The organism is Mucilaginibacter aureus (genome assembly GCF_053514885.1).
This window is the reverse complement of sequence record NZ_CP170601.1, coordinates 4,778,153-4,804,026: the sequence shown is the minus strand read 5'-3', so window position 1 is coordinate 4,804,026 and position 25,874 is coordinate 4,778,153. Positions and strand designations below refer to the sequence as shown.

General features: G+C 42.3%; 17 protein-coding genes. 7 read left to right on the top strand and 10 right to left on the bottom strand.

Annotated elements, in window-relative coordinates:
• Positions 1-22: 22 nt before the first annotated feature.
• Together ACFGVR_RS20490 and ACFGVR_RS20485 are read right to left on the bottom strand one after the other, a co-directional pair.
• Positions 23-1,477, bottom strand: a complete 1,455-nt coding sequence (locus tag ACFGVR_RS20490) for an aspartate ammonia-lyase (protein ID WP_448699376.1) — start codon at positions 1,475-1,477, stop codon at positions 23-25.
• A 126-nt stretch (positions 1,478-1,603) separates the two neighbouring features.
• Positions 1,604-2,650, bottom strand: a complete 1,047-nt coding sequence (locus ACFGVR_RS20485; RefSeq protein ID WP_448699375.1) for a type II asparaginase — start codon at positions 2,648-2,650, stop codon at positions 1,604-1,606.
• Positions 2,651-2,977: 327 nt separating this feature from the next.
• Between ACFGVR_RS20485 and ACFGVR_RS20480 the strand changes: the two genes are divergently transcribed.
• Positions 2,978-3,379: a DUF5655 domain-containing protein gene (locus ACFGVR_RS20480; RefSeq protein ID WP_448699373.1), complete on the top strand. Its 402-nt coding sequence runs from the start codon at positions 2,978-2,980 to the stop codon at positions 3,377-3,379.
• An 8-nt stretch (positions 3,380-3,387) separates the two neighbouring features.
• Here ACFGVR_RS20480 and ACFGVR_RS20475 read toward each other — a convergent pair whose 3' ends face one another.
• The 5 genes from ACFGVR_RS20475 to ACFGVR_RS20455 all read right to left on the bottom strand — a co-directional run bounded on the left by ACFGVR_RS20475 (position 3,388) and on the right by ACFGVR_RS20455 (position 9,217).
• Complete coding sequence (locus ACFGVR_RS20475; protein WP_448699371.1) at positions 3,388-4,899, bottom strand: glucuronyl esterase domain-containing protein; 1,512 nt, start codon at positions 4,897-4,899, stop codon at positions 3,388-3,390.
• Positions 4,900-5,085: 186 nt separating this feature from the next.
• Positions 5,086-5,604, bottom strand: a complete 519-nt coding sequence (msrB, locus tag ACFGVR_RS20470; RefSeq protein ID WP_448699370.1) for a peptide-methionine (R)-S-oxide reductase MsrB — start codon at positions 5,602-5,604, stop codon at positions 5,086-5,088.
• The gene (gene msrA / locus ACFGVR_RS20465) at positions 5,601-6,203 is read right to left on the bottom strand and encodes a peptide-methionine (S)-S-oxide reductase MsrA (protein ID WP_448699369.1); all 603 of its coding nucleotides are present in this window, start codon (positions 6,201-6,203) and stop codon (positions 5,601-5,603) included. The genes msrB and msrA overlap by 4 nt, the downstream gene beginning before the upstream one ends.
• Before the next feature lie 140 nt (positions 6,204-6,343).
• On the bottom strand, positions 6,344-8,626 hold the full coding sequence (locus tag ACFGVR_RS20460; RefSeq protein ID WP_448699368.1) for a serine hydrolase: 2,283 nt from the start codon (positions 8,624-8,626) through the stop codon (positions 6,344-6,346).
• Between the two features lie 105 nt (positions 8,627-8,731).
• Positions 8,732-9,217: a regulatory protein RecX gene (locus tag ACFGVR_RS20455; RefSeq protein WP_448699367.1), complete on the bottom strand. Its 486-nt coding sequence runs from the start codon at positions 9,215-9,217 to the stop codon at positions 8,732-8,734.
• A gap of 57 nt (positions 9,218-9,274) precedes the next feature.
• Here ACFGVR_RS20455 and ACFGVR_RS20450 point away from each other — a divergent pair, with 57 nt between their 5' ends.
• Positions 9,275-11,743 carry a bifunctional UDP-N-acetylmuramoyl-tripeptide:D-alanyl-D-alanine ligase/alanine racemase gene (locus tag ACFGVR_RS20450; protein ID WP_448699366.1) on the top strand — a complete coding sequence of 823 codons (2,469 nt, stop codon included), beginning with the start codon at positions 9,275-9,277 and terminating at the stop codon, positions 11,741-11,743.
• Positions 11,744-11,757: 14 nt separating this feature from the next.
• Positions 11,758-12,354: a DUF502 domain-containing protein gene (locus ACFGVR_RS20445; RefSeq protein WP_448699365.1), complete on the top strand. Its 597-nt coding sequence runs from the start codon at positions 11,758-11,760 to the stop codon at positions 12,352-12,354.
• On the opposite strand, the gene ACFGVR_RS20440 is transcribed toward ACFGVR_RS20445, so the two are convergent.
• Positions 12,355-13,308 (bottom strand): EamA family transporter, encoded by a 954-nt coding sequence (locus tag ACFGVR_RS20440; protein WP_448699363.1) that lies wholly within the window; start codon positions 13,306-13,308, stop codon positions 12,355-12,357.
• 135 nt (positions 13,309-13,443) lie between these two features.
• Positions 13,444-13,764, bottom strand: coding sequence for an RNA recognition motif domain-containing protein (locus tag ACFGVR_RS20435; protein WP_448699362.1), 321 nt, complete (start codon positions 13,762-13,764; stop codon positions 13,444-13,446).
• A 133-nt stretch (positions 13,765-13,897) separates the two neighbouring features.
• Between ACFGVR_RS20435 and ACFGVR_RS20430 the strand changes: the two genes are divergently transcribed.
• Positions 13,898-14,953, top strand: a complete 1,056-nt coding sequence (locus ACFGVR_RS20430; protein ID WP_448699361.1) for a nucleoid-associated protein — start codon at positions 13,898-13,900, stop codon at positions 14,951-14,953.
• Positions 14,954-15,044: 91 nt separating this feature from the next.
• Here ACFGVR_RS20430 and ACFGVR_RS20425 read toward each other — a convergent pair whose 3' ends face one another.
• Positions 15,045-17,174, bottom strand: a complete 2,130-nt coding sequence (locus tag ACFGVR_RS20425) for a sensor histidine kinase (RefSeq protein WP_448699359.1) — start codon at positions 17,172-17,174, stop codon at positions 15,045-15,047.
• Between the two features lie 144 nt (positions 17,175-17,318).
• Here ACFGVR_RS20425 and ACFGVR_RS20420 point away from each other — a divergent pair, with 144 nt between their 5' ends.
• The 3 genes from ACFGVR_RS20420 to ACFGVR_RS20410 all read left to right on the top strand — a co-directional run bounded on the left by ACFGVR_RS20420 (position 17,319) and on the right by ACFGVR_RS20410 (position 25,795).
• Positions 17,319-17,774 carry a response regulator gene (locus ACFGVR_RS20420; RefSeq protein WP_448699358.1) on the top strand — a complete coding sequence of 152 codons (456 nt, stop codon included), beginning with the start codon at positions 17,319-17,321 and terminating at the stop codon, positions 17,772-17,774.
• A 113-nt stretch (positions 17,775-17,887) separates the two neighbouring features.
• On the top strand, positions 17,888-22,213 hold the full coding sequence (locus tag ACFGVR_RS20415; RefSeq protein ID WP_448699357.1) for a PKD domain-containing protein: 4,326 nt from the start codon (positions 17,888-17,890) through the stop codon (positions 22,211-22,213).
• A gap of 165 nt (positions 22,214-22,378) precedes the next feature.
• Positions 22,379-25,795 (top strand): PKD domain-containing protein, encoded by a 3,417-nt coding sequence (locus ACFGVR_RS20410; RefSeq protein WP_448699356.1) that lies wholly within the window; start codon positions 22,379-22,381, stop codon positions 25,793-25,795.
• Positions 25,796-25,874 lie beyond the last annotated feature (79 nt).

Genomic DNA, 25,874 nt, shown 5'->3' with positions numbered 1-25,874 from the left:
CTGTGCGGTAATGATGATATTATTATTGGCCGGTCATCGCTGCCGGATCCAGTAATTTTTTGATCTGAGCTTCGGTCAGCAATTTCTTTTCGCGGATGAGTTCCAATATCCCTTTATTTTTTTGGAGCGCTTCCTTTGCGAGCTCTGTGGTCTTGTCATACCCTAACACCGGGTTAAGGGCCGTTACAATACCAACACTCCGTTCAATATAACGATCCATCACAGCCTTATTTGCCGTGATCCCGTCAATACAACTTGTACGGAACAGAGGCATGGTTTTAAAGAAAAGCGCCTGCGATTCCATGATCGCGATCGCTACCACAGGTTCGTAAGCATTTAATTGCAGCAAACCATCCCGCGAGGAGATAGCCACCGTTACATCGTTACCTATAGCTTTGTAACATACCTCGTTCATCAACTCGGCCATAACCGGATTTACTTTCCCCGGCATAATAGAAGAGCCTGGCTGAAGCGCGGGTAAATTAATTTCGAAAATACCTGTGCGAGGGCCTGTAGCAAGGAAGATCAGATCACTGCTGATCTTAGATAGCGTAACAGCAAAGTTTTTTAGTGCCGACGAGTACATAACGAACGCCTGCATACTGCTTGTAGCTGCGATCAGATCATGGGCCAATACCATAGGTTTCCCGGTAACCTTCGCAAGCTGGACCGCGCACTTTTCGGCATAACCTGGAGTGGCCGTTAACCCTGTGCCAATGGCTGTGGCACCCATGTTTTCTTCATATAGATAGGCTTCGCTTTTATACAAAGCTTCAATTGCAGCATCAAGCTGGAAACCAAAAGCATGAAACTCCTGGCCGAGGGTCATTGGTACAGCATCCTGCCCTTCGGTACGCCCCATCTTTAACAAATTATTGAATTCGTCTCCTTTTTTGTGGAAAGCCTGTGAGAGCAATTTAGCCTCTGCTATCAATTTATCATTGTGCAATAACAACGCCACGTGGATCGCTGTAGGATACACATCGTTGGTTGATTGCCCCATGTTCAAATCATCATGCGGTTCGATGTACTGATACTCGCCCTTTTTGTGCCCGCTCATCTCCAATGCAATGTTTGCCAACACTTCATTCGCATTCATATTGGCCGATGTGCCGGCGCCACCCTGGTACAGATCAACCAAAAACTGATCGTGATATTGACCGTCAATTACGGCCTGGCATGCTTTTTCTATAGCGGCAAGCCTTTCCGGTTTCATTCTTCCCACTTCAGCATTGGCCCTTGCTGCTGCTAATTTTACCATGGCATACGCCTTTACATAGTCCGGGTAAAATTTGGTGGTAACACCACTCACCTGAAAATTTTCAAGCGCCCGTGCTGTTTGAACGCCGTAATAGGCGCTGTTGGGAATTTGTTTTTCACCTAACAGATCTTTTTCAGTTCTTGTCTGACAAAAGGCACTTGATATAACTGCCGTTAATGTGATAACAAGAAAAATATTTTTGCCGGATGTTTTCATTTCGTTTGTTTTTTAAATTTCGGATCATCGTTTACTCAATAGAGATCTACCAATATATTTTACAGATCAATAAGACAAACTGAATTATAAGCCCTTATTGAAAAGTGAACATAATTGCCTTCGCTATTAATATTGAAAGAAACAGTTTTGTATTTGCTTTTTATCCTTTGTGCGGGTAAGGGCCAGCATCATTAATATTCTTGCCTTTTGCGGGTTTACATCATCACTTACAATAGTTCCCAACTTGGCATCATTCACCTCATCTTCCAGCACTACGCGCCCCGAAGTACAGCGTGTGGAGCGGCAAACTATAATGCCGCTTTTTACAGCTTTTTCTATCGCATCATAATAAGCTTTATTAAAATTACCATTCCCAACACCCGCAATTACAATTCCGGCTACTTTCTGATCTATTAGGTGATAGATCATAGAAGGATTGGCGTCTGCGTACATATAAACAATTTCCACCCTTGGCAATTGTGTTAATTTGGTAACATCAAATGGGGTTTCGTTGTGCGATTTGCGGGTTGAAACAGCGTAAAAAGAAACCTTCGAATCGTATACCTGCCCGATGGGCCCGGCATCAGGTGCGGTAAATGCCTCCATATGGGTTGAACTCGTTTTTACAATATCCCTGGCATCAAATATGGTTTCCGAAAACACAACCATCGGCCCCCTGCCTTTGCTCGCCGGGTTTGCGGCAACTGCAACTGCATCATAAAGGTTTTTGGGTCCATCAGCACTGATCGCGGTTGCTGCACGCATTGACCCGGTAAGTATAACCGGATGGTCGCTTCGCATAGTTAAATTCAAAAAGTATCCGGTTTCTTCCTGTGTATCAGTGCCGTGAGTTATTACTACGGCATCCGCTTCGTTATTTGCAAAAATCTCATTAATACGTTTATCAAGCTTTAGCCACACTTCAATACTCATGTCCTGGCTGCCTATACTTGAAATTTGTTCCCCCGTAACCTGAGCCAGCTTATGGATTTGCGGCACTGCGTTTAATAACTCGTCTATTGGTAGCGCCCCTGCCTGATAACCGGCTTTTTCTGCAGATGTACCGGCACCTGCAATAGTTCCTCCTGTGGCCAGGATTTTCACCCTTGGTAATTGAGCGGTCGCGGCATAAAAAATAAACACCAACGTCAGTAGTACTGCTAATTTTTTCATAATGATTTGATTTAGAGGTTAAAATTTTTGACTTGTAACGGCATTTATCCTTTGATTTTTGGATAAAGCTTTTTTAGCAGAGGGTAAAATAGATTTGCTCTTTCAAGGTTTAACACACAGGCATTTTTGCAACGCAAATTGAGCTATTAAACTTAAGTTACTAGGAAAAAATGAGTTCTTGTTTGGTTGCAAATGCAAATGTGAAACACGAATGTAGAATCCAAAGTCATGAATTGACAAACAGGTGATTATTAAAGCGTTGGATTTATTAGTTTTAACTTAATAAGTTCATACCTTAAACCTGTAATTTGATATAAATAAATTTATATGACCTGGGTTTGTCCAAAATGCGAAAGGGAGCTGAAGAACGAAACACAAACGCATTATTGCGCCAAAGTAAACCTGGATAGCTTATTTGAAGCTAAGAGTGCCGAATTAGTACTGGCGTTTGACAAATTGCTCGCATCAGTTGCCGATTGGGATGATGTAGCCATTAGCACTACACCAAATTGTATAGTGTTCGTGCATCGCCAAACCTTTTTAGTGATCAAGCCAATGAAAACTGCATTGGATGTTAAGTTTTATTCAGAAGCTGTCCCGGCCGGGCTTACGCTTCATAAAAGTTTGATCTGGTCGGGCAGGTACGCAAATCACTTAAGGATATCAAAAGTGGAAGAGCTTACACCTGACATCATTAAATACATCAGGCAATCGTACGAGTTGTTATAGGCTATTGATCATTTTGTTCCCGACCTGATAAACTGATCGGCCCATTTAATAAAGTATTTAACGTTTGGCGCATCGGTATGGCCGCCATCGTGTTGCCGCCAGGCCAGTTGCCCGTTAAGTAAACCGGCATTTACGGGCGGCATTTTTTCGGTATGATAGTCGTTGGATACACCAAGATCTTTAGCCCCTAATAGTTTAAAAACCGGGCCGGCGGCTACGGTAGCCATATAGCTACCCTGGTGATCAAGCCATTTGGCATCGCCTTGTTCAGGTACTCCGTAACTGATAAACGTTAACCTGGGTGCGCAAAGTGCTATTAATTCATGCGAATCAACAGGCAGATCGTTTGCTGTTTTACTGCCAAATACGGCGTCCGAAGCACCGTATTTCATAAAGTTACCGGCCATCCAATAATATTCGCCGCCGGTTAAGCTCTCTAAGGCCTCGCCCCAGTTGCGGCGGTTTAGTTTTGCGCCGCCTTCGCCCGATGATCCGATCAGTCCCATATAAAAACGTGGCTCAAAAGCCAAAGTTACTAATGCTGCCTTACCATAGCGTGATACACCTTCTATGCCCACATGTTTTGCATCAACCATAGGTTCGTTGGCTTCAAGGTAATCCAGAGCACGCGCGGCGCCCCAGGCCCAGGCACGCAGTGCACCCCAATCGTCGGGTTTACGGGGCTGGCCTTTATTAACCAGCCCGATAATGCCCTTGGTTAGCCCGGCTCCATTATCAGCTTGTATGCTACCCGGCTCGATCAATATATATCCCCAGCCAGCTGTTATCAGTTGCTGTGCGGTAGGAGGGTCGCCGGCAGGCCGCGGTGCAAAAGGGTTAAACCCATAATTTTGAGCAGCAATAGGGTTATAAGCCGGGTAACGGTCAAATATATCTTTCAGTTCAGGGTGGGCTTTGATCAGGATATCCTTAAAGGCATCGTTTATTTTTTCTAATTCATCTTTATTGGGTTGGGCAGGTGCTGGTAAGGCACTTTGTGCAAACATCATCAGCAGGGGCACCGGGCCCTTAGCATTGGCTGGTATTACCAGCGTCATATTAATATTTACATCAATTTGCGGGTATGATGAATTATCGACATGCCCGATAAGCTGCTTGGCAATTATCGGCGTAAAGCCCATAAACTCCTTGTCGGTAACTTTAACTTTCCAGTTTACGGCAGGTAGATTTTTAGGCACACGGCCATAAACCTCGCGTTCAAAATCTTCCACAATTTCCGGGCGGCGCTGGTTCCACCACATTTCGGGTGTTGTAACCTTCTGGCCGTTTTTGAGCGTCAACACCTCAGGTAAATTAGGGTAGGGGTTAGCTAACGATTCATCGTAATTGGCATGATTGGGCGCTCTTTCATCACCGCTTGGGCCGGGGCGCAGTGCTTTAATTCCCAATTGCTTCATCATGTTATCATGATCTTGCTGGGCGGTAAAGTTTACCGGCGCCTGCTGGGCCGAAGCTGTGCTTGCACCCAACAATAATAGCAGGTATACAATTCTTTTCATGGAGGTTTGGTTAGTCGATTTGATCTGGTTAAATCATTGTAATCGATTGCGCTAATTTAAACTTTATAACCATAAAATCACATCATTCGAAAAAATATTGATTCATCGTTCCGGCGCGATGAAACAAAAATGGCCGGTGTTTAACCGGCCATTATGCAATATTAAAATTTATCCCTGTGTTACTTTTTACAAAGCATCAGGCTGAAAGTCGAGCGAAATAGAGTTCATACAGAACCTTTTATGAGTAGGCGGCGGGCCATCATCAAACACATGCCCTAAATGTGATTGGCATCGGGCACAAATAACCTCGATACGTTCCATGTCATGGGAGTTGTCGTCGCGGTATATCACACTGTTTTTTCTGCTCTGTTCAAAAAAGCTTGGCCAACCGCAATCGCTTGCAAATTTGGCGTCAGAACGGAACAGTTTGTTACCACAAACAGCGCAGTAATAAGTACCCTTGGCACTGCTGTTCCAAAACTTACCGGTAAAAGGGCGTTCGGTAGCTTGCTCCCTGGCGGTGGCGTATAAAGCCGGTGGCAAGATCTTCTTCCATTCAGCATTGCTTACCTTTAGCGGTTTAATATCGGTATTTGAATAATAGGGATTATTTTCATGCCCCTTTAATGGCTGGGTTTGTTGTTGTGCGTTGCTAGCGGTTATAGATAACGACAGAATGGCTAATAAAACTAATATCGATCTCATTTTTTAAGCTTGTCTTTAAATACTTTTTTAAATTTATCTAACTCGGGCTGGATAACATATTTGCAATAAGGTTGACTACCGTTTTGTGCAAAGTAATTCTGGTGGTAATCTTCGGCCTTGTAAAAAACCGTATAAGGCGTTACTGTGGTTACAATTTTGCTTTTATAGGCTTTAGATTGGTCGAGCTTTCTAATGTAATAATCAGCTTTTTCTTTTTGTTCGGCATTGTGGTAAAAGATAGCCGAACGGTATTGAGTGCCAACATCATTACCCTGCCTGTTTAGTTGGGTAGGGTCGTGCGCTACAAAAAAGGCTTCGAGCAATTCATCGTACGAAATCACCTTCGGATCGTACACAATATTACAAGCTTCTGCATGGCCGGTATTGCCTGTACAAACTTGTTTATAAGTAGGGTTGGCCACATGGCCGCCTGTAAATCCTGATGTTACTTTTTGCACACCTTTTAATTGCTGAAATTTAGCTTCGGTACACCAAAAACAGCCGGTAGCGAAAGTAGCAGTATCGGGTTTGGGTTTGGGAGCAGCTTCAGTTGCGCCAACAGTTAATAAGAGAATTAAAAAACAAAAAAATTTATTCATGAGTAAATGTAGTTGGTAAAATAATGCCAGGCTGCTTGTTTAATACGGTTAGTCGGTAGTAAAAGTATTGTCTTACAAAAAAAACTGATATGACATTGACAATAGAAAGCATTTTTGGTTTAAAAGGTTAATTAATGACTTCAATTCAGGATATTCAATATCAGATCGGCCATATCATACTGTGGGAAATCGCCGGTATTATTAAGCAGGATAATACAGCTATCGGTATCTTCCTGCCTTACAAATAGAGTATAGAAGCCCCAATCTGTACCGGTGCAATAGTTGATCACATGCTTCTTTGAAGCGTCAAATTCGCTTTTATCGGTCATCCAGCCATAATCATACCAGGCGTTATGATCGGCATACTCAACGCGCGGTTTCAGCATTTCGGCTTTTTGCGATGTGGTTAATAATTTATTGCTTTGTAGCCCGTCATGATATTTCAACAGATCATCTGCCGATGAGAATATCCCACCTGCACCGCCCATATTGGCGGCATCGTATACAGGTTCTGGTTTGTTATCACGATAACCTTTGGCCTGATAATTATTAGCTTCTTTGTAAGTGCCAAAGTAACTATCCATCATCTGTAAAGGTGTAAATACACGTTCCTGTAATAAAGTTGCGAACGCCTTGCCGGTAACTTCTTCGGCAATTAATGCCAGTACTACAAAGTTAGCGTTGCTGTACTCAAACCTTGTTCCGCTTTTAAAATTAAGTGTATCGCTGCAAAAGTTGATCACCATTTGTTTTAGCGCGAACGACTGGCTTAATAGCTGCTTTTTATACTCTTCGTTACTCATGTAGTCCGGTATGCCCGATTGCTGGGTAAGTAACTGCCTGATAGTAATATCGCCATTGGCATAATAGGGGATATAGGTTTTAACCGGCACCTGCAGATCAATCTTGTTTTCATTGATCAATTGGGCAATAATTAACGATGTGAAAGTATTGGCGACTGAGCCTATCCTATAGGTTGTATGGCTATTGGCTTCGGTTTTATGCTCCTTGTCGGCATAACCATAACTTTTGCTCAGTATAACCTTACCTTTACTTTTAATCAATACCGTGCCGTTAAACTGCCCGTTATCATGATAAAATTTGAGCAATGCATCCAGGCGCTGTACAGTATCCGCAGGCAGCTTGCGTAACTTCTCTTCAAATTTGTCTTTTAATTTGGTTTGGCCGTTTACAGCTTTGATGTGTTTAAAAATAGCCTCGGTATTAAAGTCAGACAAGAGGACATTGTAATCCTTCCAAAACTCTTCGCCATCATTACTGTCGTGGTCGTTAATATTTTCGTGCCGGTTTAGTTTATTGCTGAATGATTCGGTTTGCGCAGTATCAACCGATGTTACCTGGTAGTTAAACTTTACGTCGGCAACGTAATTATAATTTAAACCGGCCGAATTAATACTGAGCGCATCATTACCTACAACGTCAGATATCACCCATTTATCGCCAACCTTTTGATAGCCAACCGCGGTATGATCGTGCTTTAAACCGATCCTGATATCATCGCTGCCCGTTAGCATGCGGTCTGAAAAATTACCCAGCTCAGCTTCCCGCAAAGCTTTCGGACTCAACCCATAATCAAAATAAATAAAGGCATAGCTTTTGGTATCCACATAAAACTTACCGCGAAACGAGTCGCCCTGTATATTTTCATTCTCGCTAAAGTCTATCTCATAAGCAGGGTAGCCCCGCACATCTATTATGCCGCCAAACTCAAAGTGATGCCTGCTTAGGCCCCGGTCGCTTAAAAAACCGCTGGCCATTAGATGGTTCACTACATCGTAATTAAAAATGGTATTGGGCTTTTGACCCAGCTCGAGCGAATGGAAATCACGCTGGTTCTTTTCGTCACGGGCTTTGATCAATTTAAACAGGTCGGCCCGTTTATCGGCATAGCCAAAATTATAAATATCAAACACCGCTTCCGATAGTTCCAGTGGCTCATTTCCTTTGGCTGTATACATGCGGTAAAAACCGCGGGTAATATGCGGATGGTTAATGTAATTTTGAGGGATGCGGTCTATAGCCTTTTGTATGATCTTGAGCGGATCGCGGTACTCAACACTAACTTCTTTTAATTCTGTATTATTTGCTTTGAGTGAGATATTAACCGGCTGGCCATTTATCAGATCCGCAATAGCTAAAAACCTGGTTTGGAAACCGATGCATGATATTCTTAGCGTATCGTTAAAATTTGCCAAAGGCACAATGAGCATGAAATGTCCGCTTGTGTTGGTTGCGGTGCCCACGCCTTTTTTGTTGATACTGATGCTTACCGCATGCAAAGGCTGCTGGGTCTCTGCCGATACCACTTTACCGCTAATGTTAGCCTTATCCTGCTGTGCCTTAACCTGGTGTATACACAGGATAGCTGATAGGAGAAATATTAAAGCGGTTTTGATAGTCATGTAAAGCAGCGTGATAATAGTTTGCCCTAATTTAGCGAAGTATACTGCGCTTTATTGCCAAATAGCCGATATGTTACATTAGTTGCCCTTTTGTGGGAGAGGCGGTCAGATGTTTAGATCCTTTAGTAAATCTGCAATTAAATCGCTCTCAAACCCACGCCCCATAGCGTATTGCTGTAGTTTATAACGGCGTTTATAAGCGTCTTTTTCGGTAAGTAAGCGTGCCTTTTTTTCTATTGTTTTAGTCAGGATACCGATATAATCATCGGCATCGATCATCAGCAGGGCCTTACGTATCAATACCTCCGGCACTTTTTTTAATTTTAAACCCTGTTTTATTTTTATCCGGCCCCAGCCTTTCTGGCTAAACTTGCCCTTTACATAGGCTTTGGCAAAGCGCTCTTCATTTAAAAAGTTGTTCTCTATCAGGTTGCTGATGATCTGTTCTACATCCCTGGGATACAGGCCCCAGTTATATAGCTTATCGCGTACTTCCTGCTGTGATCGTTCCTGGTAGGCGCAATAGTGCTCAGCTTTGGTTAAACCAACTTTAGGGTCGGTAATTTTAGCCTGTACCGATTTAAATTCCATCAAAACCAAAATTCGTTAAAATTCTTGTATTGATATAAATATCTTGAAATTAGAGCCATGTTGAACAACCAATACCCTATTACACAAATACAACAAATTGTTGGAGCTACCGGCACCATCACACAGCAAACAACCATAAGCAGTTTGCTAACCGATAGCCGTAAGATCAACAACCCGGCCATATCCTTGTTTTTTGCGTTAGAGGGTAGGCGGGATGGACATGAGTTTATCCCGGAAGTATACAAAGCGGGCGTACGCAATTTTGTAGTTGCCCATATTCCCGCTACGGCGGATATGATGAGCGATGCCAATTTTTTAATTGTTGCCGATGTACTGAAGGCTCTGCAGGCTTTGGCCGCATACCACCGGGCACGTTTTGATTACGATGTGATAGGTATTACCGGTAGTAACGGTAAAACCATTGTTAAAGAGTGGTTGTATCAACTGCTCTGTCCGGATAAAAAGATAGTACGCAATCCTAAAAGCTTTAACTCACAATTGGGAGTGGCGCTTTCGCTGTGGCAAATGGAAGACATACACAACCTGGGTATTTTTGAGGCCGGTATATCCACCACAGGCGAAATGGAACGCCTGGAGGCCATGATCAAGCCCACGGTAGGCGTTTTAACGCACATGGGTGCAGCACACAACGAAGGCTTTACCAATGCCGAACAAAAGCTGGAAGAAAAGCTTAAGCTTTTTGCTAATAGTAACCTGGTAGTGTATAAATACGACACGTTAATAACTTACAAAGGTGATAAACCGGGCAAAAAACAATTTACCTGGAGCCGGGATAAAGCCGAGGCCGACCTGCATGTATTTAGCGAAACTATGATAGCGCACCAGTGTTATTTACGTGCCCGTTACGACGGAACCGAAATAGAGTGCCTGGTGCCTTTTATAGATGAAGCTTCGGTTGAAAATGCGATTACCTGCTGGGCAGTTATGCTGGCTTTAGGTTATGATGCGGCCTTGATTGACGATAGGATGGAGCGATTAGTGCCGGTAAGCATGCGCATGGAGCTTAAAGACGGGATAAACAACTGTTCCATAATCGACGATTCATACAATTCTGATATCCAATCGCTGGAAATTGCTCTTAATTTTTTGAACCAGCAAAATCAGCATCCAACCCGCACGCTGATCTTTTCTGACGTATTTCAGTCGGGACTGGAACCCGATGTATTGTACAAGCAGGTGGCCGAACTGCTGACGGAAAAAAAGATTGATAAGTTTATAGGTGTAGGTAAGGCTATATTTGCACACCAGGATACATTTACCATACCCGACAAACAGTTTTTTGCCGACACTGATAGCCTGCTGGCTAAGCTGCCTGAGCTGGAGCTGAAGAACGAAACCATCCTGATCAAAGGCTCGCGTAGTTTTGAGTTTGAACGGGTAAGCCGGGTGTTGGTGCAAAAGGCCCACGAAACGGTAATGGAGATCAACCTTAACGCGCTGCAAAATAACCTCAATTACTATAAAGCAAAATTGGCGCCGGGCGTAAAGATCATGGCGATGGTTAAAGCTTTTTCGTACGGTAGTGGCAGTTTCGAGGTGGCTAACATGCTGCAGTTTAATAAAGTTGATTACCTGGCTGTTGCCTATATTGACGAGGGTGTGGCACTTCGTAATGCGGGCATTACCCTGCCCATTATAGTGCTTAACCCCGAAATATCGGCGTTTGATAAGCTGGTTGAATTTAAGCTCGAACCCGAAATTTACAGCTTTACTTTGCTCGATGGGCTGGTGAAATTTGCACAGGCTAAAAAAATATTCAATTATCCCATCCACATTAAAATAGACACGGGTATGCACCGTTTGGGTTTTGAAGATTTTGAGGTGGAGACTCTTTGCGATTTAATAGAAGATAACCGTTATGTTCATATACAATCGGTATTTTCGCACCTGGTAGCAAGCGACGCCGAGATTCATGATGCGTTTACTGTAAAACAATTAACAGATTTTGAAAAGGCATATACGCAGATAGAAGCAGCGGTGGGATATAAGTTTGACAGGCATATTGCCAATACATCGGCCATTAGCCGCTGGCCGGTTGCCCAATTGGATATGGTTAGGCTGGGTATAGGCCTTTACGGGATTGATAGCGCTATTAAAGACGAGGTTTATCCGTTACAACCTGTAGCTACCTTAAGAACAAGTGTATCGCAGGTAAAAAAAATATTAGCCGGCGAAACGGTAGGTTATAACCGTAACGGTAGCCTGTTAAAAGATGGTAAGATAGCCACTGTACGCATTGGCTATGCCGATGGTTATTTGCGGGCTTTTGGTAACGGTGTGGGCAAAATGCTCGTAAAGGGAATACTGGCGCCCACGGTTGGCAATATATCCATGGATATGACAATGATAGATGTAAGCGAAATAGAAGTAAAGGAAGGGGATGAGGTGATCGTTTTTAACGAGGAATATAAAATTGAGGAGTTAGCCAGGCAAATCAGCACTATTCCATACGAAATACTCACCAATGTTTCGCAACGGGTAAAAAGGGTGTACTTTTACGAATAGAATACGTTGGATCAATGAATAGAGTTTTACGTGCGCTGCTTAATTATTTTGTTAAAGGTCTGCTTATTGTAGTGCCGCTTGGCGCAGCTTTTTTTCTTGTTTTTTGGGCCATATCATCAGTTGATAATGCGCTCAACATCAGTAATGAATTGATAGTCGATCCCAAAACAGGAAAGCACATTTATATCCCGGGTTTGGGTATTTTACTGGTTGTGGTTATTGTTTTGCTGGCGGGGGTACTGGTAACTACCATTATTACACAACCAATTAAAAACTGGTTTAACCGTTGGATAAACCGCCTGCCTTTCTTCAATTTTTTGTATTCGTCTATTAAAGATCTGACCGAGGCTTTTGTTGGCGATGAAAAAAAGTTTAACGAAGCCGTTATCGTTGATGTTAACGAGTTTGGCTTGAAGAAAATAGGCTTCCTCACCCAAAAAGATCTGGCAAAAATTAACCTTCCGGGATATGTAGCTGTGTATTTTCCTTATTCATATTCGTTTGCCGGTCAGGTGGTTATTGTAGCATCCGATAAGGTTAAGCCCATCAATAAAACCGGTGCCGATATGATGAAATTTGTGATATCGGGTGGTGTAAGCGGCCTGGACTAACTAAACTGAAACTGCTTTAACTTTATTTGCCTTATACTGCTTGGCCAGGTTGATCAGTAACACGCTCCCTAAAATAACTACCAGTCCAAATATCTGCAACAGGGATATATTTTCGTGCCCGAAGAATACGCCGAGCATTACCGCTATTACCGGATTAACATAAGCATAAGTGCTTACCTGTGTTGCAGGTCTCACTTGTAACAACCAAACATAAGCGCTAAATGCCGCTAATGAACCGAATACAATAAGATAACCCATAGCCAGCCATGCTTTTTGCGGAATAGCCGACCAATTAATATGTTGTACTTCGCTATGCAGTATACTTGCAATAGCAAACAAGATGCCGGCAGCGAGCATTTGCCAGGTTGAATTGACCATGCCTGAAACTCCGGTGGATTTATATTTTCCATATAACGATCCGCCTGACCATGCCATTGATCCTAAAACAAGTACAGCCATACCCCATATATTGGTTTGCACCCCGGGCACGTTAAAGGCTTTAAGTATCTGTTCGCCAAACAACAAGATCACCCCCGCAAAGCCGATCAAAAGGCCGGCTATCGTCCATTTACTTCTTAAGTTTTCGCTCCATTTTGGATAATCAAGCAATACAAACCAAATAGGTGCAGCCGATACCAGGATAGCCACCATTGCGCTTGGCAATGTCTGTTCGCTCCATATTACCGTACCCATCGCAACAAACAAAAGCAACACCCCGCTAACCGATGCATGGAAAATGTTTTTTGCTACAAAAGGTTTTTCGCCTTTGGCAACGCACCATATCAGCGATATTATACCTGCGCTTAAAAAGCGCACAGCGCCTAAAAGCATAGGTGGAAAGCCCTGTAAGGCAACGCGCAAAAAGAAATAGGTTGAGCCCCAAACAATATAAACGGTAGCAAAAGCTATAATAACCATCAACGGCGACGCCGCTTTAGCAGGTGTTGTTTGCATAATAAAATAGTATAAATAAGGTTTTATGTTGCCTAAGGGTAACAAACAAAACTATATACAGGAAAAGTTATAGACTGATCTCATCAGGAAGTGGTAGCATCATGATGAAGCGGTGGACGATATGGTAGGGAAGGGCTAAACTTTTTTGTAACCTCCGCCGCTACCCTTATAACCTCCGCCGCGGTTAAAGCCGCCGGGCTTTCGGTCACCTGCCGGGCGCTCTTCGGCTTCTTTTACAACAATATTGCGTCCGTAAATTTCGGCAGCATTCAAATCCTCAATTGCTTTTAAAGCAGATTCGCGATCAGGCATTTCGGCAAAACCAAAACCCTTACTTTGGCCGGTTTGCCTGTCTGTAATAATTTTAAGAGAGGTTAATTCACCATAGTCTTCAAAGAGTTCTCTCAACTCCGACTCTTCAATTTTATAAGGTAAATTTCCAATAAAAATATTCATATAATAAGGTTGCTTATTTCAAAAATACATTATTTAATTCTCAATGGCTCAAATTAATTTAAAATTTTCATAATAATTATTAAATTAATTTTAACGATTGGTAATTTGTTTATTTGCGTTATATAAAAATTACATGATCGCAGCCTTTGAAGCCACATTATCCCAACTATCCGTGCATCGTGTTGGGAACAAGTTACTTGACGAATTTTATGTATTATCTGATGCTCCGCTGGGCATAACCGACGAATTTTTGAATAAATTGCTGATGCAATACTTTTTAACCCCGTTTGAAAAAGTGAACGAAGTTTACCGGTTTATGCACTCAACCGACGACCTTAACCTGAACGAGGTTTTTCACTTTTGCCATGAGGTGTTTGCTGACCCGGCTAACTTTCACAAAATAAGTGAGCAGTTAACTAAATACCTGTTCGATAATACCAATCATCCTAAAATAAAAGCTGGTGAACTATATGTTGCCCTGTTTAAGGATATTCAATTAGAAGGTGAACTGCACGATGCTGTAGGTATCTTTAAATCGGAGAATAAAGAAACTTATTTAAAAGTTTATCCTGATACCGGTGGTTTTAACCTGGAGTATGAGCAGGATGGTATCAATATTCATAAACTGGATAAGGGGTGCCTGATATTTAACAGTGAAAAAGAAGAGGGTTACAAGGTTCTGGTGATCGACCAAACCAACCGCAATAACGAAGCTGTTTATTGGAAAGACGATTTTTTAAAGGTTCGGATACGCAACGATAGTTTTAATCAAACCAGCAATACATTAAGCATTTACAAAAATTTTGTTGCCGAAAAACTCGACGATCAGTTTGAATTGACCAAAGCCGACAAAATCGACCTGCTCAATAAATCAATGAAGTATTTTAAGGAGAAGGAAACATTTGACCTGGATGAATTTAGCGACGAGGTTTTAGGTAATCCGCAGGCTATAGAATCCTTTAAAAGCTATAAAAGCCAATACGAACAGGATCACGAAACCGAAATAGGTTCATCATTCGATATTTCTAACGCAGCCGTAAAAAAGCAGAGCCGGGTTTATAAAAGCATTCTTAAGTTGGACAAAAATTTTCATATCTACATTCATGGTGATAAGGAGCTGATAGAGAAAGGTTTTGATGATGACAAAGCCATGAACTATTACAAGGTTTATTTTAAAGAGGAAGCTTAGCCTCCTAACCCGCTAAAGGGGGAATAAAAGATACTGTGTTGAGAAAATGCCAGTCAAAAGTCCCCCCCCCCTTTAGGGGGCGGAGGGGGTTCTACGTTAAGGTCTTCGGCAACATAATCACAATCGTAGTGCCTTTGCCTGGTTTCGATTTTACATCGATGGCGCCATGATGCTTTTCAATAATGCCGAACACTATCGACAAACCGAGCCCGGTTCCCTCGCCCACATCCTTAGTGGTAAAAAACGGGTCGAACATTTTTTGCCTTGTGGTTTCATCCATCCCTGTGCCGGTATCGGTTATCTCTATCGAGATATTTTCGGGGTAATCGCGGGTTACAATGAGTATGTTTTCCTTATTGTGTCTTTCCTTTTCGGTGATGGCCTGTATGCTGTTTTGTATCAGGTTCATAAAAACCTGGTTTAGCTTACCCGGATAGCAATTGATGGGTTCAAGCTTATCAAAAACCGGAGTTATCTCAATGTAGTAAGGGATAGTACTGCGTAATAATACCAGGGTACTTAAGATGCTTTTATTGATATCTGCCAGCTTAAGCTCAACCTCGTCTGTGCGGCTAAACGTACGCAGGCTTTGTATAATTTCCGCTGTGCGCGATGCACCTTCTTCAATACCGTTTAAAAGGTCGGTTATCTCAGCTTTTATAAAATCGAGGTCAATACTTTGTTTAAGATCAATGGCCGGTTTGAAAAGGTCTTTGTCGATAGCTTCTTTTTCGATCGCTGCATATTGATCAAGTAGTTGAAAAATATCATTAAAATCGAGTTTTAAGGGCTTTACGTTCGATTTTACAAAGTTTATCGGGTTATTTATCTCATGTGCTATGCCAGCGGTCAGTTGTCCAAGCGAGGCCATTTTTTCGGTTTCAATCAATTGTGTTTGCGCATCACGCAGGTTTTTAACCAAGCCGGTCAGATTTTTATTGCTCTCCAATAATTCTTTGGTACGATCCAATACCTTGGTTTCAAGTCCGATATTCTGCTCGGTTATTAAGCGCTCGTTTTCGCGGGCAATTCTTAAAGCTAAAAACTGTGATTGATTAGTTTGATCGCGATAAAAATTGATCTTATCGGCTAATGCCAGCGAAAACATGACAATCTCGATAACCGAGCTGTACAATAAAAGGTTACTTGTAAAATCGTTATAAGGTACAAAACCTTTGTTGCGGGCTATAGAAAACAATACTGATACCAGGAACAATCCCCAGCCGAACATAAAAAACTTGGCAGGCCGGTAACCTCTGGAGTATAACGTTATACCAATAACAAGTAAACCAATACTGGATATGGTGGCACATGCTGAAAGTACGCTGTAAGCAAGCGTAAAATCGCCTATTAAAACCAATATTAATGGTATTGCAAACACAAAATATAATAATAAAAAATATTTATAAATCCTTCTGTTTTGTTGCTTTAACTGCAAAAATTCGTTTACAAATAAAATAATCGATACCCAAAACAGGATGCGGCAAACAGGAGTGAAATAACTGTTTAAGAAAGTGTGATCGATAAAAGTATGGCCATAACCTCGTAAGGTGGATTGTGTTATCCCTAAAAACAAAATATAACTTACATAATACAGATAACTTTTATCTTTTACAATAAAATAAACTAATAAGTTGTATATTAACATAATACCCACTATGCCCATAAATATACCAAAAATAATATTTTTTGAAATAAAGCTTTGTAAAAAAATATTTGCTCCGTGAAACTCTATCGGTAAAATATCGGGTACGTTGCTTTCGATACGCAGGTAAATAGTACGAGTTGAATCCGGTAAAATAGTGCAGTTGATCAGACTAATGGCTGGTAAAATGTTATCATCGGTTTTGGGCGTTTCTGCGTTGATATGCACAATTTTACCAATATTCTCATTTACCGAATATAGGTCGAAATGGTCAATAACACTGGCGCTGAGACTAATAGGTATAAAGGGTTCGTTGGTTTTATTAAGTAAAATAAGCTTTAACCAGATCACCGAATTTGAGACTTTAAGGCGTGGCAAGGCCGAAGGACAGTCGGTAAAAACACCGTAATTTATAACATTGTTGATACTTAAGTTACTTCGCGAGTCTTCTAATTGCTTAAAATATTTTTTATTGATTAATTTGGTATCACTTTCGTGGATGATCAGTGTATCTGGCCCGGCAAATGAAACAATGCTTTTTATTAATAATAAAAACAAAAAGATATATTTTTTCATTATTTATGCCAATGGGATTAACGGGTGCAATTTTAGCCATAAATGTGCGCACAAATTTAAACATTTGGCCTATGTTCGTTAAAATTCGTTTGTACTGATGTTCACGGATGATGTTTATAGCCGAATACATTAATAGATATTTACATGACGCAGTTTGGAGTATTGTATGTTGATGATGAAATTCATAACCTGAATAGTTTTAAAGCTGCGTTCAGACGCGATTTTAATATCTATGTAGCCCAATCGGCAAGGGAGGGGCGCCGGGTATTAGATCAGAACGAAATAGCGGTAATTGTAACCGACCAGCGTATGCCGGGGATGACAGGCATTGAGTTCCTCGAATCGATCATCCCGGTTTACCCGGATACCATCCGTATTTTACTCACTGGTTTTTCGGATGTAAACGCTGTAATGGATGCGATAAACCGTGGGCAGGTTTATAAATACCTGGTAAAGCCCTGGGCCGATGAAGAGCTAAAAATGTATATCCAAAACGCAATGGAAATTTACAACCTGCGCCGCGAGAACCGCGATCTTGCTCAAAAGCTCGATCAGGCCAATAAACAGCTTGAAGCGCTTACAAAAGGCGGCCTTTCCTGATAGTAAATGTAAATTTTATAATCTAAAGCTTAATTATTTTTTTATTTGTACTTTTAGTCGGTTAAACTATTCTTAAAATTAACAGTTTAACAATAAATCCTGATTGACTAAGATTGAAACTATTATTTAAGGCAACTGCTTTGGTTGCCCTATTGTTATTGTTGATTAACGATAGCTTTGCCCAATCCGGCTCCTCTAATATAGGTACCGAGTTTTGGACAGGTTATATGGATCATATTAATGGTGTCGGGGGCACAAGCGGCTCGCAAATGATCCTGTATATCGCATCCGACGTATCCACATCAGGTACGGTAGCCATTAACGATAATAGTTTTACCTCCATCGCATTTACCGTAACACCTAACCAGGTAACCCAGGTACCCATCCCCAGCGCCGCATTTTTAGGCAATACCAATGGCATGCAGAATAAGGGCATCCACATCACAAGTAAAAATCCCATTGCCGTATACGCACATATTTATGCCAGTTCGGTATCGGGGGCTACACTGTTGCTGCCTGTCAATACCATGGCGAACGATTACTATTCGCTCAACTATACCCAAAATAGTAATGCCACGCCTTCGTATGGGTTATTTATGGTAATTGCAACCGAAGATAACACCACGGTGCAAATTACACCAACCGTGCCATTAATAAACGGAGCCGCCGCTAATACACCTTTTACCATCACTTTAAATAAAGGCCAGGTTTACCAGGGTATTGCCAACAATGCCGATCTGACCGGCACACATATCGCCTCAATAAGTAATGGCGGCTCTGGCTGTAAAAAAATAGCCGTGTTCTCGGGTAGTAACAAAATCTATATCGGCAAGCCTAATAACAGTTCAGATAACTTGTTTCAGCAGGTTTACCCAACTGCTTCGTGGGGGAAGAACTATATTACAGTTCCGTTAAAGTCGCGCAATTATGACGTTTATCGTATTGTGTTAAGCGACCCGAACACAACAGTTAAACTGAACGGCAGCGTTGTACCGGCAGCCAGCTTTACCAATAGCCTTTATTATGAGTTTAAAAGCCAAAGCACTAATGTAATATCAGCTGATAAGCCAATACAGGTAGTGCAATATGCTGTTACCCAGGGTAATGGTATTAATGGTACAACTATAGCCGGAGATGTAGGCGATCCTGAGATGATCTACCTCAACCCATTGGAACAAACCATTGACCATGTAACGCTGTATTCTACAGATAAATATAAAATATTAAACGGTTTCATTAATGTGGTGATACCGGCCGCAGCTGTATCTTCATTTCAATTGGATGGTGTTTCGCAGGCGGCTTTATTTACTCCCGTAACCAATAACGTTGCTTATTCATCAGCACAATTAAGCGTAACTGTTAATGCAACGCATGTTTTATCGGCAAGTCAGGGTTTTAATGCTATAGCCTATGGTTTTGGAGGTACCGAGTCATACGGTTATGCTGCGGGTACCAATGTTAAAAACCTGAACGAATATGTGCAATACGCCGACCCTAATAACAGTAGTGCTGTATATACAGCAAGCTGTACAGGTTCTGCCCTCGAGCCACAGGTTGTTATCCCGTACGCCACTACCAGCATCACCTGGGATCTGGGTAATGGCTCCGCGCCGGTAACGCAATTGGCCCCAACTTATAAAAGCACTTTTACCAAAGGTGGTACGCAGCTTTACCTGTATGGTTATGGTCAGGCAGTTGCTTATAATACCGCGGGCACTTATGCCATAAAGGCGACGGTGGTAGACCCTATTACTACGGTATGCGGCTCTAATGAAGAGATCGACCTGAACTATGTGGTTAGCGACCCGCCGCAAATTAAATTTGCTTCGCGCGATTCGGTTTGCGTTACCGATACCGTTGGCTTTAAAGATCAAACCAATGGATTGGGAAATGTTTTAAAATCATGGCATTGGGATTTTGGTAACGGCGATACTTCGGCCGTACAGCACCCGGTATATACTTATCCTAATCCCGGCGATTATACCGTTAGCTTAACTGTTACCAGTTCATCAGGCTGTGTTAACGTTGGCACAAAAAAGATCCATGTACGTGCTTTGCCTGTGCCTGCTTATACATTCTCCTATCCTGACTGTGAAACACAGGCCATTACATTTACCGATGCCTCAACTACCGCCGAAGGTAAAATAACACAATGGACATGGAATTACGGAGATGGCACAGCCGCAGAAACCAAAACAACCAACACACCTTTTCAGTATGTGTTTGCCAAGGCAGGCAGCTATACGGTTAAATTGCAAATTTCAACCAACAAGGGATGTTTTAGTAGTTCTGTAAATCATACTGTAGTGGTACATCCGCAACCTGTTATTGATTTTGGTTTGCCCGATGTTTGCCTGGTAAATGCCATAGCGCAGTTTACCGATAAAACTACTACAGCCGACACCAGTAAGATACCATTTAAATATTTGTGGGACTTTGGCGATGCCAATGCAACAACGGCTAACCCCAATAATTCTTTTGTGAAAAACCCGGCGCACCAATTCATTAAAGCAGGGGTATACCATATCAGCTTAACAGTTAAATCAAAAGATACCTGTATTGTTACAACAACAAAGGACTTCACTGTTAACGGCCAGGCTAATTTTACAGCACAAGCCACTGCCTGCCCGGGTGATAGTGTTTTGTTTACCGATAAAACCGACGGCACAAATAAAATAGTATCGGCATGGCACTGGGATTTTGGCAACGGCGATACTTCGAATGTGCAAAATCCTAAATATGCTTATGCCACGGCTGGCAATTATACCGCGAAACTTACAGTTACGGGACATAACGGTTGTTCAATAACCAATTTTAGTCAGGGTATCCATATCAATAAAAAGCCGGTAGCCGATTTTACTTATTCAACACCCGATTGCGAAACTAAGAGTATTACGTTTACCGATAAGTCAACAGCGGCCGAAGGCACCGTAACCTCCTGGTTATGGGATTTTGGTGATGGTTCGATGACATCAACACTTCAAAACCCAACGCACACCTTCAGCCCTTATAAAACTTATATCGTTACACTGATCGTGACTACCAACCTGGGCTGCAGCAGCACATCAGTCAGCAAGTCGGTTATTGTTAACCAGTTGCCGGTGGCCGATTTTGTGATACCCGATGTTTGCGCTAATGATGGTGTGGCTATTTTTACGGCCATTCCCGATAAAAACGGATTGGTTTACACCTGGGATTTTGGTGATGTAACGGCTACCATAACCAATCCTAATACAGCTACCGGGTTAACGGTAACACATTCATACCCTGGTATCGGCACCTACAATGCTAAATTGACGGTTATTACTAAAGATGGCTGCTCTAAAGATACTATTAAACAATTTAAGGTTAACGGTTCATCGCCTAAAGCTAATTTTATAGTATTGAACAGCACAACCTTATGCAGCAGCCGCGAGGTGTTTTTTGTTGATAGCGCAACGGTGCCCGGTTTTGGTAATGGTGATGTAACCAGCGTTGATATGTATTATGATTATGCCAATAATCCAACGGCCAAAACACACTACGAACGTCCAACTGTGGGGCAGCTATTCAGGTATAGTTACCCGGTTAATAACACCACAATAAGCAAAAAATATAAGGTACACATGGTGGCCTATTCGGGTGTATATCCAACAACAACGTGTGTATCAACGTGTGATAAATTGATTACTTTATTGCCTGTTCCGGTAGTTACTTTTAAAATCGATTCGCAGGTTTGCATCAATGGTAATGTGATCACGTTATCATCCGGTGTGAGTATACAGAACGGGCCTGTCGGTACGCCTGTATTTACCATAGATGGTGTTACATCGTCCGATGGTATATTTTATCCGGCTATAGCCGGATTAGGCAAGCATTCGATTAAATGCGTGTATACATCACCCAATACCTGTGCCGATACCCTTACGCAAAACATTACAGTGGAACCGGCTCCCGCTGTTAGTACTGTTTACGATGTTTTGATACTGGCAGGAGGGCAGGCTAAACTGCAGGCAACAGCTACAGGTAATAACCTTACCTACTTATGGATGCCTGCAACCGGCCTGAGTAACAACAAAATACTTAACCCAATTGCTTCGCCTTCGGTAGATACTAAATATAAATTAACGGTAACCTCCACCACTAACGGCACATCGTGTCCGGTTACCGATTCGGTTTTTGTTAAAGTACTGCTGGCGCCTGTTATACCCAGTGCTTTTACGCCTAACGGTGACGGTATTAATGATACCTGGCAAATTCAATACCTCGACTCATACCCCGGTTGCACCATTGACATATTTAACCGCAACGGCGAAAAAGTTTTTTCTTCCCTCGGGTACTCAACCGCATGGGATGGTCGTTATAATGGTGTAATTTTGCCTGTCGGCGCCTACTACTATATTATCGACCCCAAACACGGGCGTAGTAAAATATCAGGCGTGGTAACAATTATCAGGTGACAACGTTACATTAGCTATGCCGGTCAATATTGACAGGTACATTTACCGGAGGTGAAAAATATTTATAAAACTTTACTCTTACTTATTACGATCTGTCTGTTTAGCATAAAGGGATATGCTCAGGCCAACACATCTAACAAGGGTACAAACTTTTGGCTGGGATACATGCAGAATATCCGGGGGGTGATTATTGCCAATAACACCATTGCCCAGTTGGATGTATATATCACATCAGATGTGAGTACAACAGGTACCATCAATTTTGTCGATGGCACCCCGTCTATCAATTTTTCGGTTACGGCCAACCAGGTTACTGTTGTTTTAATACCTCAAAGCGAATTTTTAGGAACTGCGGGCCAGTTTTTAAAAGGCATTAACATCACATCGATACAACCGATAGTAGTTTTTGCACATATCCATGCTGCAGCTGTTTCGGGTGCAACATTGGTGTTGCCTGTAAACACATTGGGTAAAGATTATTATTCGCTCAATTATGCCCAGGTATCTAACGAGGCTCCGGCATATTCGGCATTTGTAGTTGTAGCTACAGAAGACAGTACTGTAGTGAAAATTACGCCTACCGCAACCTTAACTACCGGGCAGGTCGCGAATACATCATTTACATTAAATTTAAAGAAAGGGGAGCTGTTTCAGGGGCTTTCAAATACTGATCTTACCGGCACGCGAATACAATCAGTAAGCGTTAATGGAAGTACTTGTAAAAAGATCGCTGTTTTTTCGGGAAGCACCAAGATCACGATCGGCTGTTTTAGCAATGTACAGTCAGATAATACAGCCGATAACCTTTTTCAACAGGTTTATCCAACGGCCTCGTGGGGTAAAAACTATTATACCACACCACTCAAAAACCGCGATTACGATATTTATCGTATTGCGCTGAGTGATCCTAATACCAATGTAACACTTAACGGCACGCCAGTTTTGGCTTCGCAATTTGTAAATGGTTTTTATTATGAATTTAGCAGTACCACGCCCAATATTATACGGGCAGATAAACCCATACAGGTTATTCAATACGCGGTAACGCAGGGTAAAATGCCCAATTCCTGTGCTTATGATGCCAATGATCTGGGCGATCCGGAAATGATTTTTCTGACACCGGTAGAGCAAACTATTAAACAGGCAACGCTCTATTCAACACCTAAAGAAAATATTCTGGCACATTATATCAATGTCACCATTAAAACAACCGATGCTTCGTCATTTGTTATTGATGGCGTAAATAAATCATCAGGTTTTACCGCATTTTCCGGTGATCCGACCTATTCATACGGGCAGTTTTCTGTTAACTCAGGTACTCATAACATATCGGCATCTGGTGGTTTTAATGCTATTGCTTATGGCTTTGGCCAATTCGAATCATATGGATATGCCGCTGGGGCAAATTTACAGGATCTGAATGAATACGTACAGTATACTAATCCAGCCACTAACCAGATAGTAACCAGTGGTTGTACAGCGCAAAATTTTATCGCCGATGTTACCCTGCCATTTGCAACAACAAAATTAACTTGGGATATTAAAAACGGCTCGCCAACCTACACTGATTCAAGCCCGACTCCGGTGAAAATCACCACAAAAGGCACGCAAACGCTGTATACCTATCAATATCCTACACCGGTAAGCTATTCAGCATCGGGTACCTACGCTATCAAGGTTATTGCTTTTAATCCCGTGGCCGATGCCTGCGGATCAGACGAAGAAGTAGATATGAGCTTTGATATCATCGATCCGCCGAAAGCTAAGTTTTCATCACGTACCGATGTCTGTCTCGCCGATACTGTGCAGTTTAATAACCTCACAGACAGCCTGGGCAAAGGCATTTCCGCCTGGCAGTGGGACTTTGGAGATGGTAATACATCAACGGTTAAAAGCCCTGTTCATTCTTTCTCAAGCTCAGGCGATTTTACAGTGACCCTGGTTGCAACAGGTTCTACCGGTTGTATTGGCACCCCATATCAACAAAAGGTGCATGTCGAAGTTTCGCCTGTTGCGGCGTTTAGCGTATCCCAGCCCGACTGTGAAACCCGAACGATAACCTTTACAGATCAGTCTACATCGGCCGAAAGCCCAATAGTACAATGGGTATATGATTTTGGCGATGGGAGCGCTATACAAAGCCAAACCAACAATTTGCCGTTTACCCACACCTTTACCAAAGCCGGCAGTTATAATGTTAAGCTATATAACATTACCAACAAAGGTTGCGCCGGAAATGCGGTTACCAAAACCGTTGTTGTAAACCCATTGCCGGTAGTTAAACCCGTGTTGCCCGATATTTGTATTACTGATGGTACCGCACAATTTACCGATAGTAGTACCATTGCCGATAACAGTCAGGCTCAATTTTCCTACCTGTGGAACTTTGGCGATGCAAACGCCTCGGCCGGAAATCCCAATACTTCCACAGCAAAAAGCCCCTCGCATACGTACAGCAATATCGGCAATTACAATATGAGCCTTACGGTAACCTCTAAAAATGGCTGCAGTGTTAAAAAAGATACCGTGTTTACTGTAAATGGCGCTAACCCTAAAGCTGCATTTACGGTTGTTAACCCAAATCAGCTTTGCAGCGATCACGAGGTGTTTTTTATCAATAACTCTACTGTCGATTTTGGCTCAATAACTAAAATAGAAATGTATTATGATGCCAGCGATCCAACGTCACTGGTCACTTACAACCATCCTGTTTCCGGGCAAATGTTCCGTCATCGTTACCCGGTGTTTTATACCGGCAGCAAAACATATACTGTACACATGATCGCTTATTCGGGCACCAAATGCTCTAATCCGTTAGATGTGACTGTCACATTGCTACCTGTACCGCTATTATCGTTCCCGGCGTTGGCGCCTGTTTGTTTAAATGCCGCGCCGATACAGTTGGTAGCTACCGAAACCCAGGGGCCTCCCGGCCCGGCAGGCGTATTTTCGGGTGCAGGGGTAACTGGTTCCATGTTTTATCCTGCTGTGGCCGGTGTGGGTAGGCATACGCTATCGTATATTTTCACCCCCAACAACATGTGTGCCGATACTATTACCCAAACCATTACAGTAAACCCTTTGCCATTGCTGACCCTTGGACCCGATACAGCAGTTTTGGCCGGTAAAGGCATTCGTATCATTGCCACAGCTACAGGTGATAGTTTAAACTATAAATGGACACCCCTAACCGGGCTGAGCGCCGATAACGTATTAAATCCTATAGCTACACCTGCTCATACAACCACTTATACCTTAACCGTTACCGGGAAGGGAGTATGCAGCGATACGGCAAGCATTAAAATAAAGGTTTTGTTACCGCCAATAGTGCCCAATACCTTTACCCCCAATAACGATGGTGTAAACGATACCTGGAACATCACCAACTTAAGCGACTACAGTAATTGCACAGTGGAAGTGTATAACCGCAATGGCAGCCTGCTGTTTTCGTCGATAGGGTATGGTGTTCCGTGGGATGGAAAGTATAATGGTACGCCATTGCCTATTGGTACCTATTATTATATTATTAACCCTAAACACGGGCGTGAGGTTCTTTCAGGATATATTACTATTTTGCGATAGCAGCAGTTTTTTTGAAATTTGTTTGATCACTGAAGCGTAGAAAAGTTATATTCGTAGATAAATAGATACTTAAAGGCAA

Coding starts and splice junctions, on each gene's coding strand:
- ACFGVR_RS20490 (WP_448699376.1), bottom strand. CDS start 1,477: ATGAAAACATCCGGCAAAAATATTTTTCTTGTTATCACATTAACGGCA.
- ACFGVR_RS20485 (WP_448699375.1), bottom strand. CDS start 2,650: ATGAAAAAATTAGCAGTACTACTGACGTTGGTGTTTATTTTTTATGCC.
- ACFGVR_RS20480 (WP_448699373.1), top strand. CDS start 2,978: ATGACCTGGGTTTGTCCAAAATGCGAAAGGGAGCTGAAGAACGAAACA.
- ACFGVR_RS20475 (WP_448699371.1), bottom strand. CDS start 4,899: ATGAAAAGAATTGTATACCTGCTATTATTGTTGGGTGCAAGCACAGCT.
- msrB (WP_448699370.1), bottom strand. CDS start 5,604: ATGAGATCGATATTAGTTTTATTAGCCATTCTGTCGTTATCTATAACC.
- msrA (WP_448699369.1), bottom strand. CDS start 6,203: ATGAATAAATTTTTTTGTTTTTTAATTCTCTTATTAACTGTTGGCGCA.
- ACFGVR_RS20460 (WP_448699368.1), bottom strand. CDS start 8,626: ATGACTATCAAAACCGCTTTAATATTTCTCCTATCAGCTATCCTGTGT.
- ACFGVR_RS20455 (WP_448699367.1), bottom strand. CDS start 9,217: ATGGAATTTAAATCGGTACAGGCTAAAATTACCGACCCTAAAGTTGGT.
- ACFGVR_RS20450 (WP_448699366.1), top strand. CDS start 9,275: ATGTTGAACAACCAATACCCTATTACACAAATACAACAAATTGTTGGA.
- ACFGVR_RS20445 (WP_448699365.1), top strand. CDS start 11,758: ATGAATAGAGTTTTACGTGCGCTGCTTAATTATTTTGTTAAAGGTCTG.
- ACFGVR_RS20440 (WP_448699363.1), bottom strand. CDS start 13,308: ATGCAAACAACACCTGCTAAAGCGGCGTCGCCGTTGATGGTTATTATA.
- ACFGVR_RS20435 (WP_448699362.1), bottom strand. CDS start 13,764: ATGAATATTTTTATTGGAAATTTACCTTATAAAATTGAAGAGTCGGAG.
- ACFGVR_RS20430 (WP_448699361.1), top strand. CDS start 13,898: ATGATCGCAGCCTTTGAAGCCACATTATCCCAACTATCCGTGCATCGT.
- ACFGVR_RS20425 (WP_448699359.1), bottom strand. CDS start 17,174: ATGAAAAAATATATCTTTTTGTTTTTATTATTAATAAAAAGCATTGTT.
- ACFGVR_RS20420 (WP_448699358.1), top strand. CDS start 17,319: ATGACGCAGTTTGGAGTATTGTATGTTGATGATGAAATTCATAACCTG.
- ACFGVR_RS20410 (WP_448699356.1), top strand. CDS start 22,379: ATGCAGAATATCCGGGGGGTGATTATTGCCAATAACACCATTGCCCAG.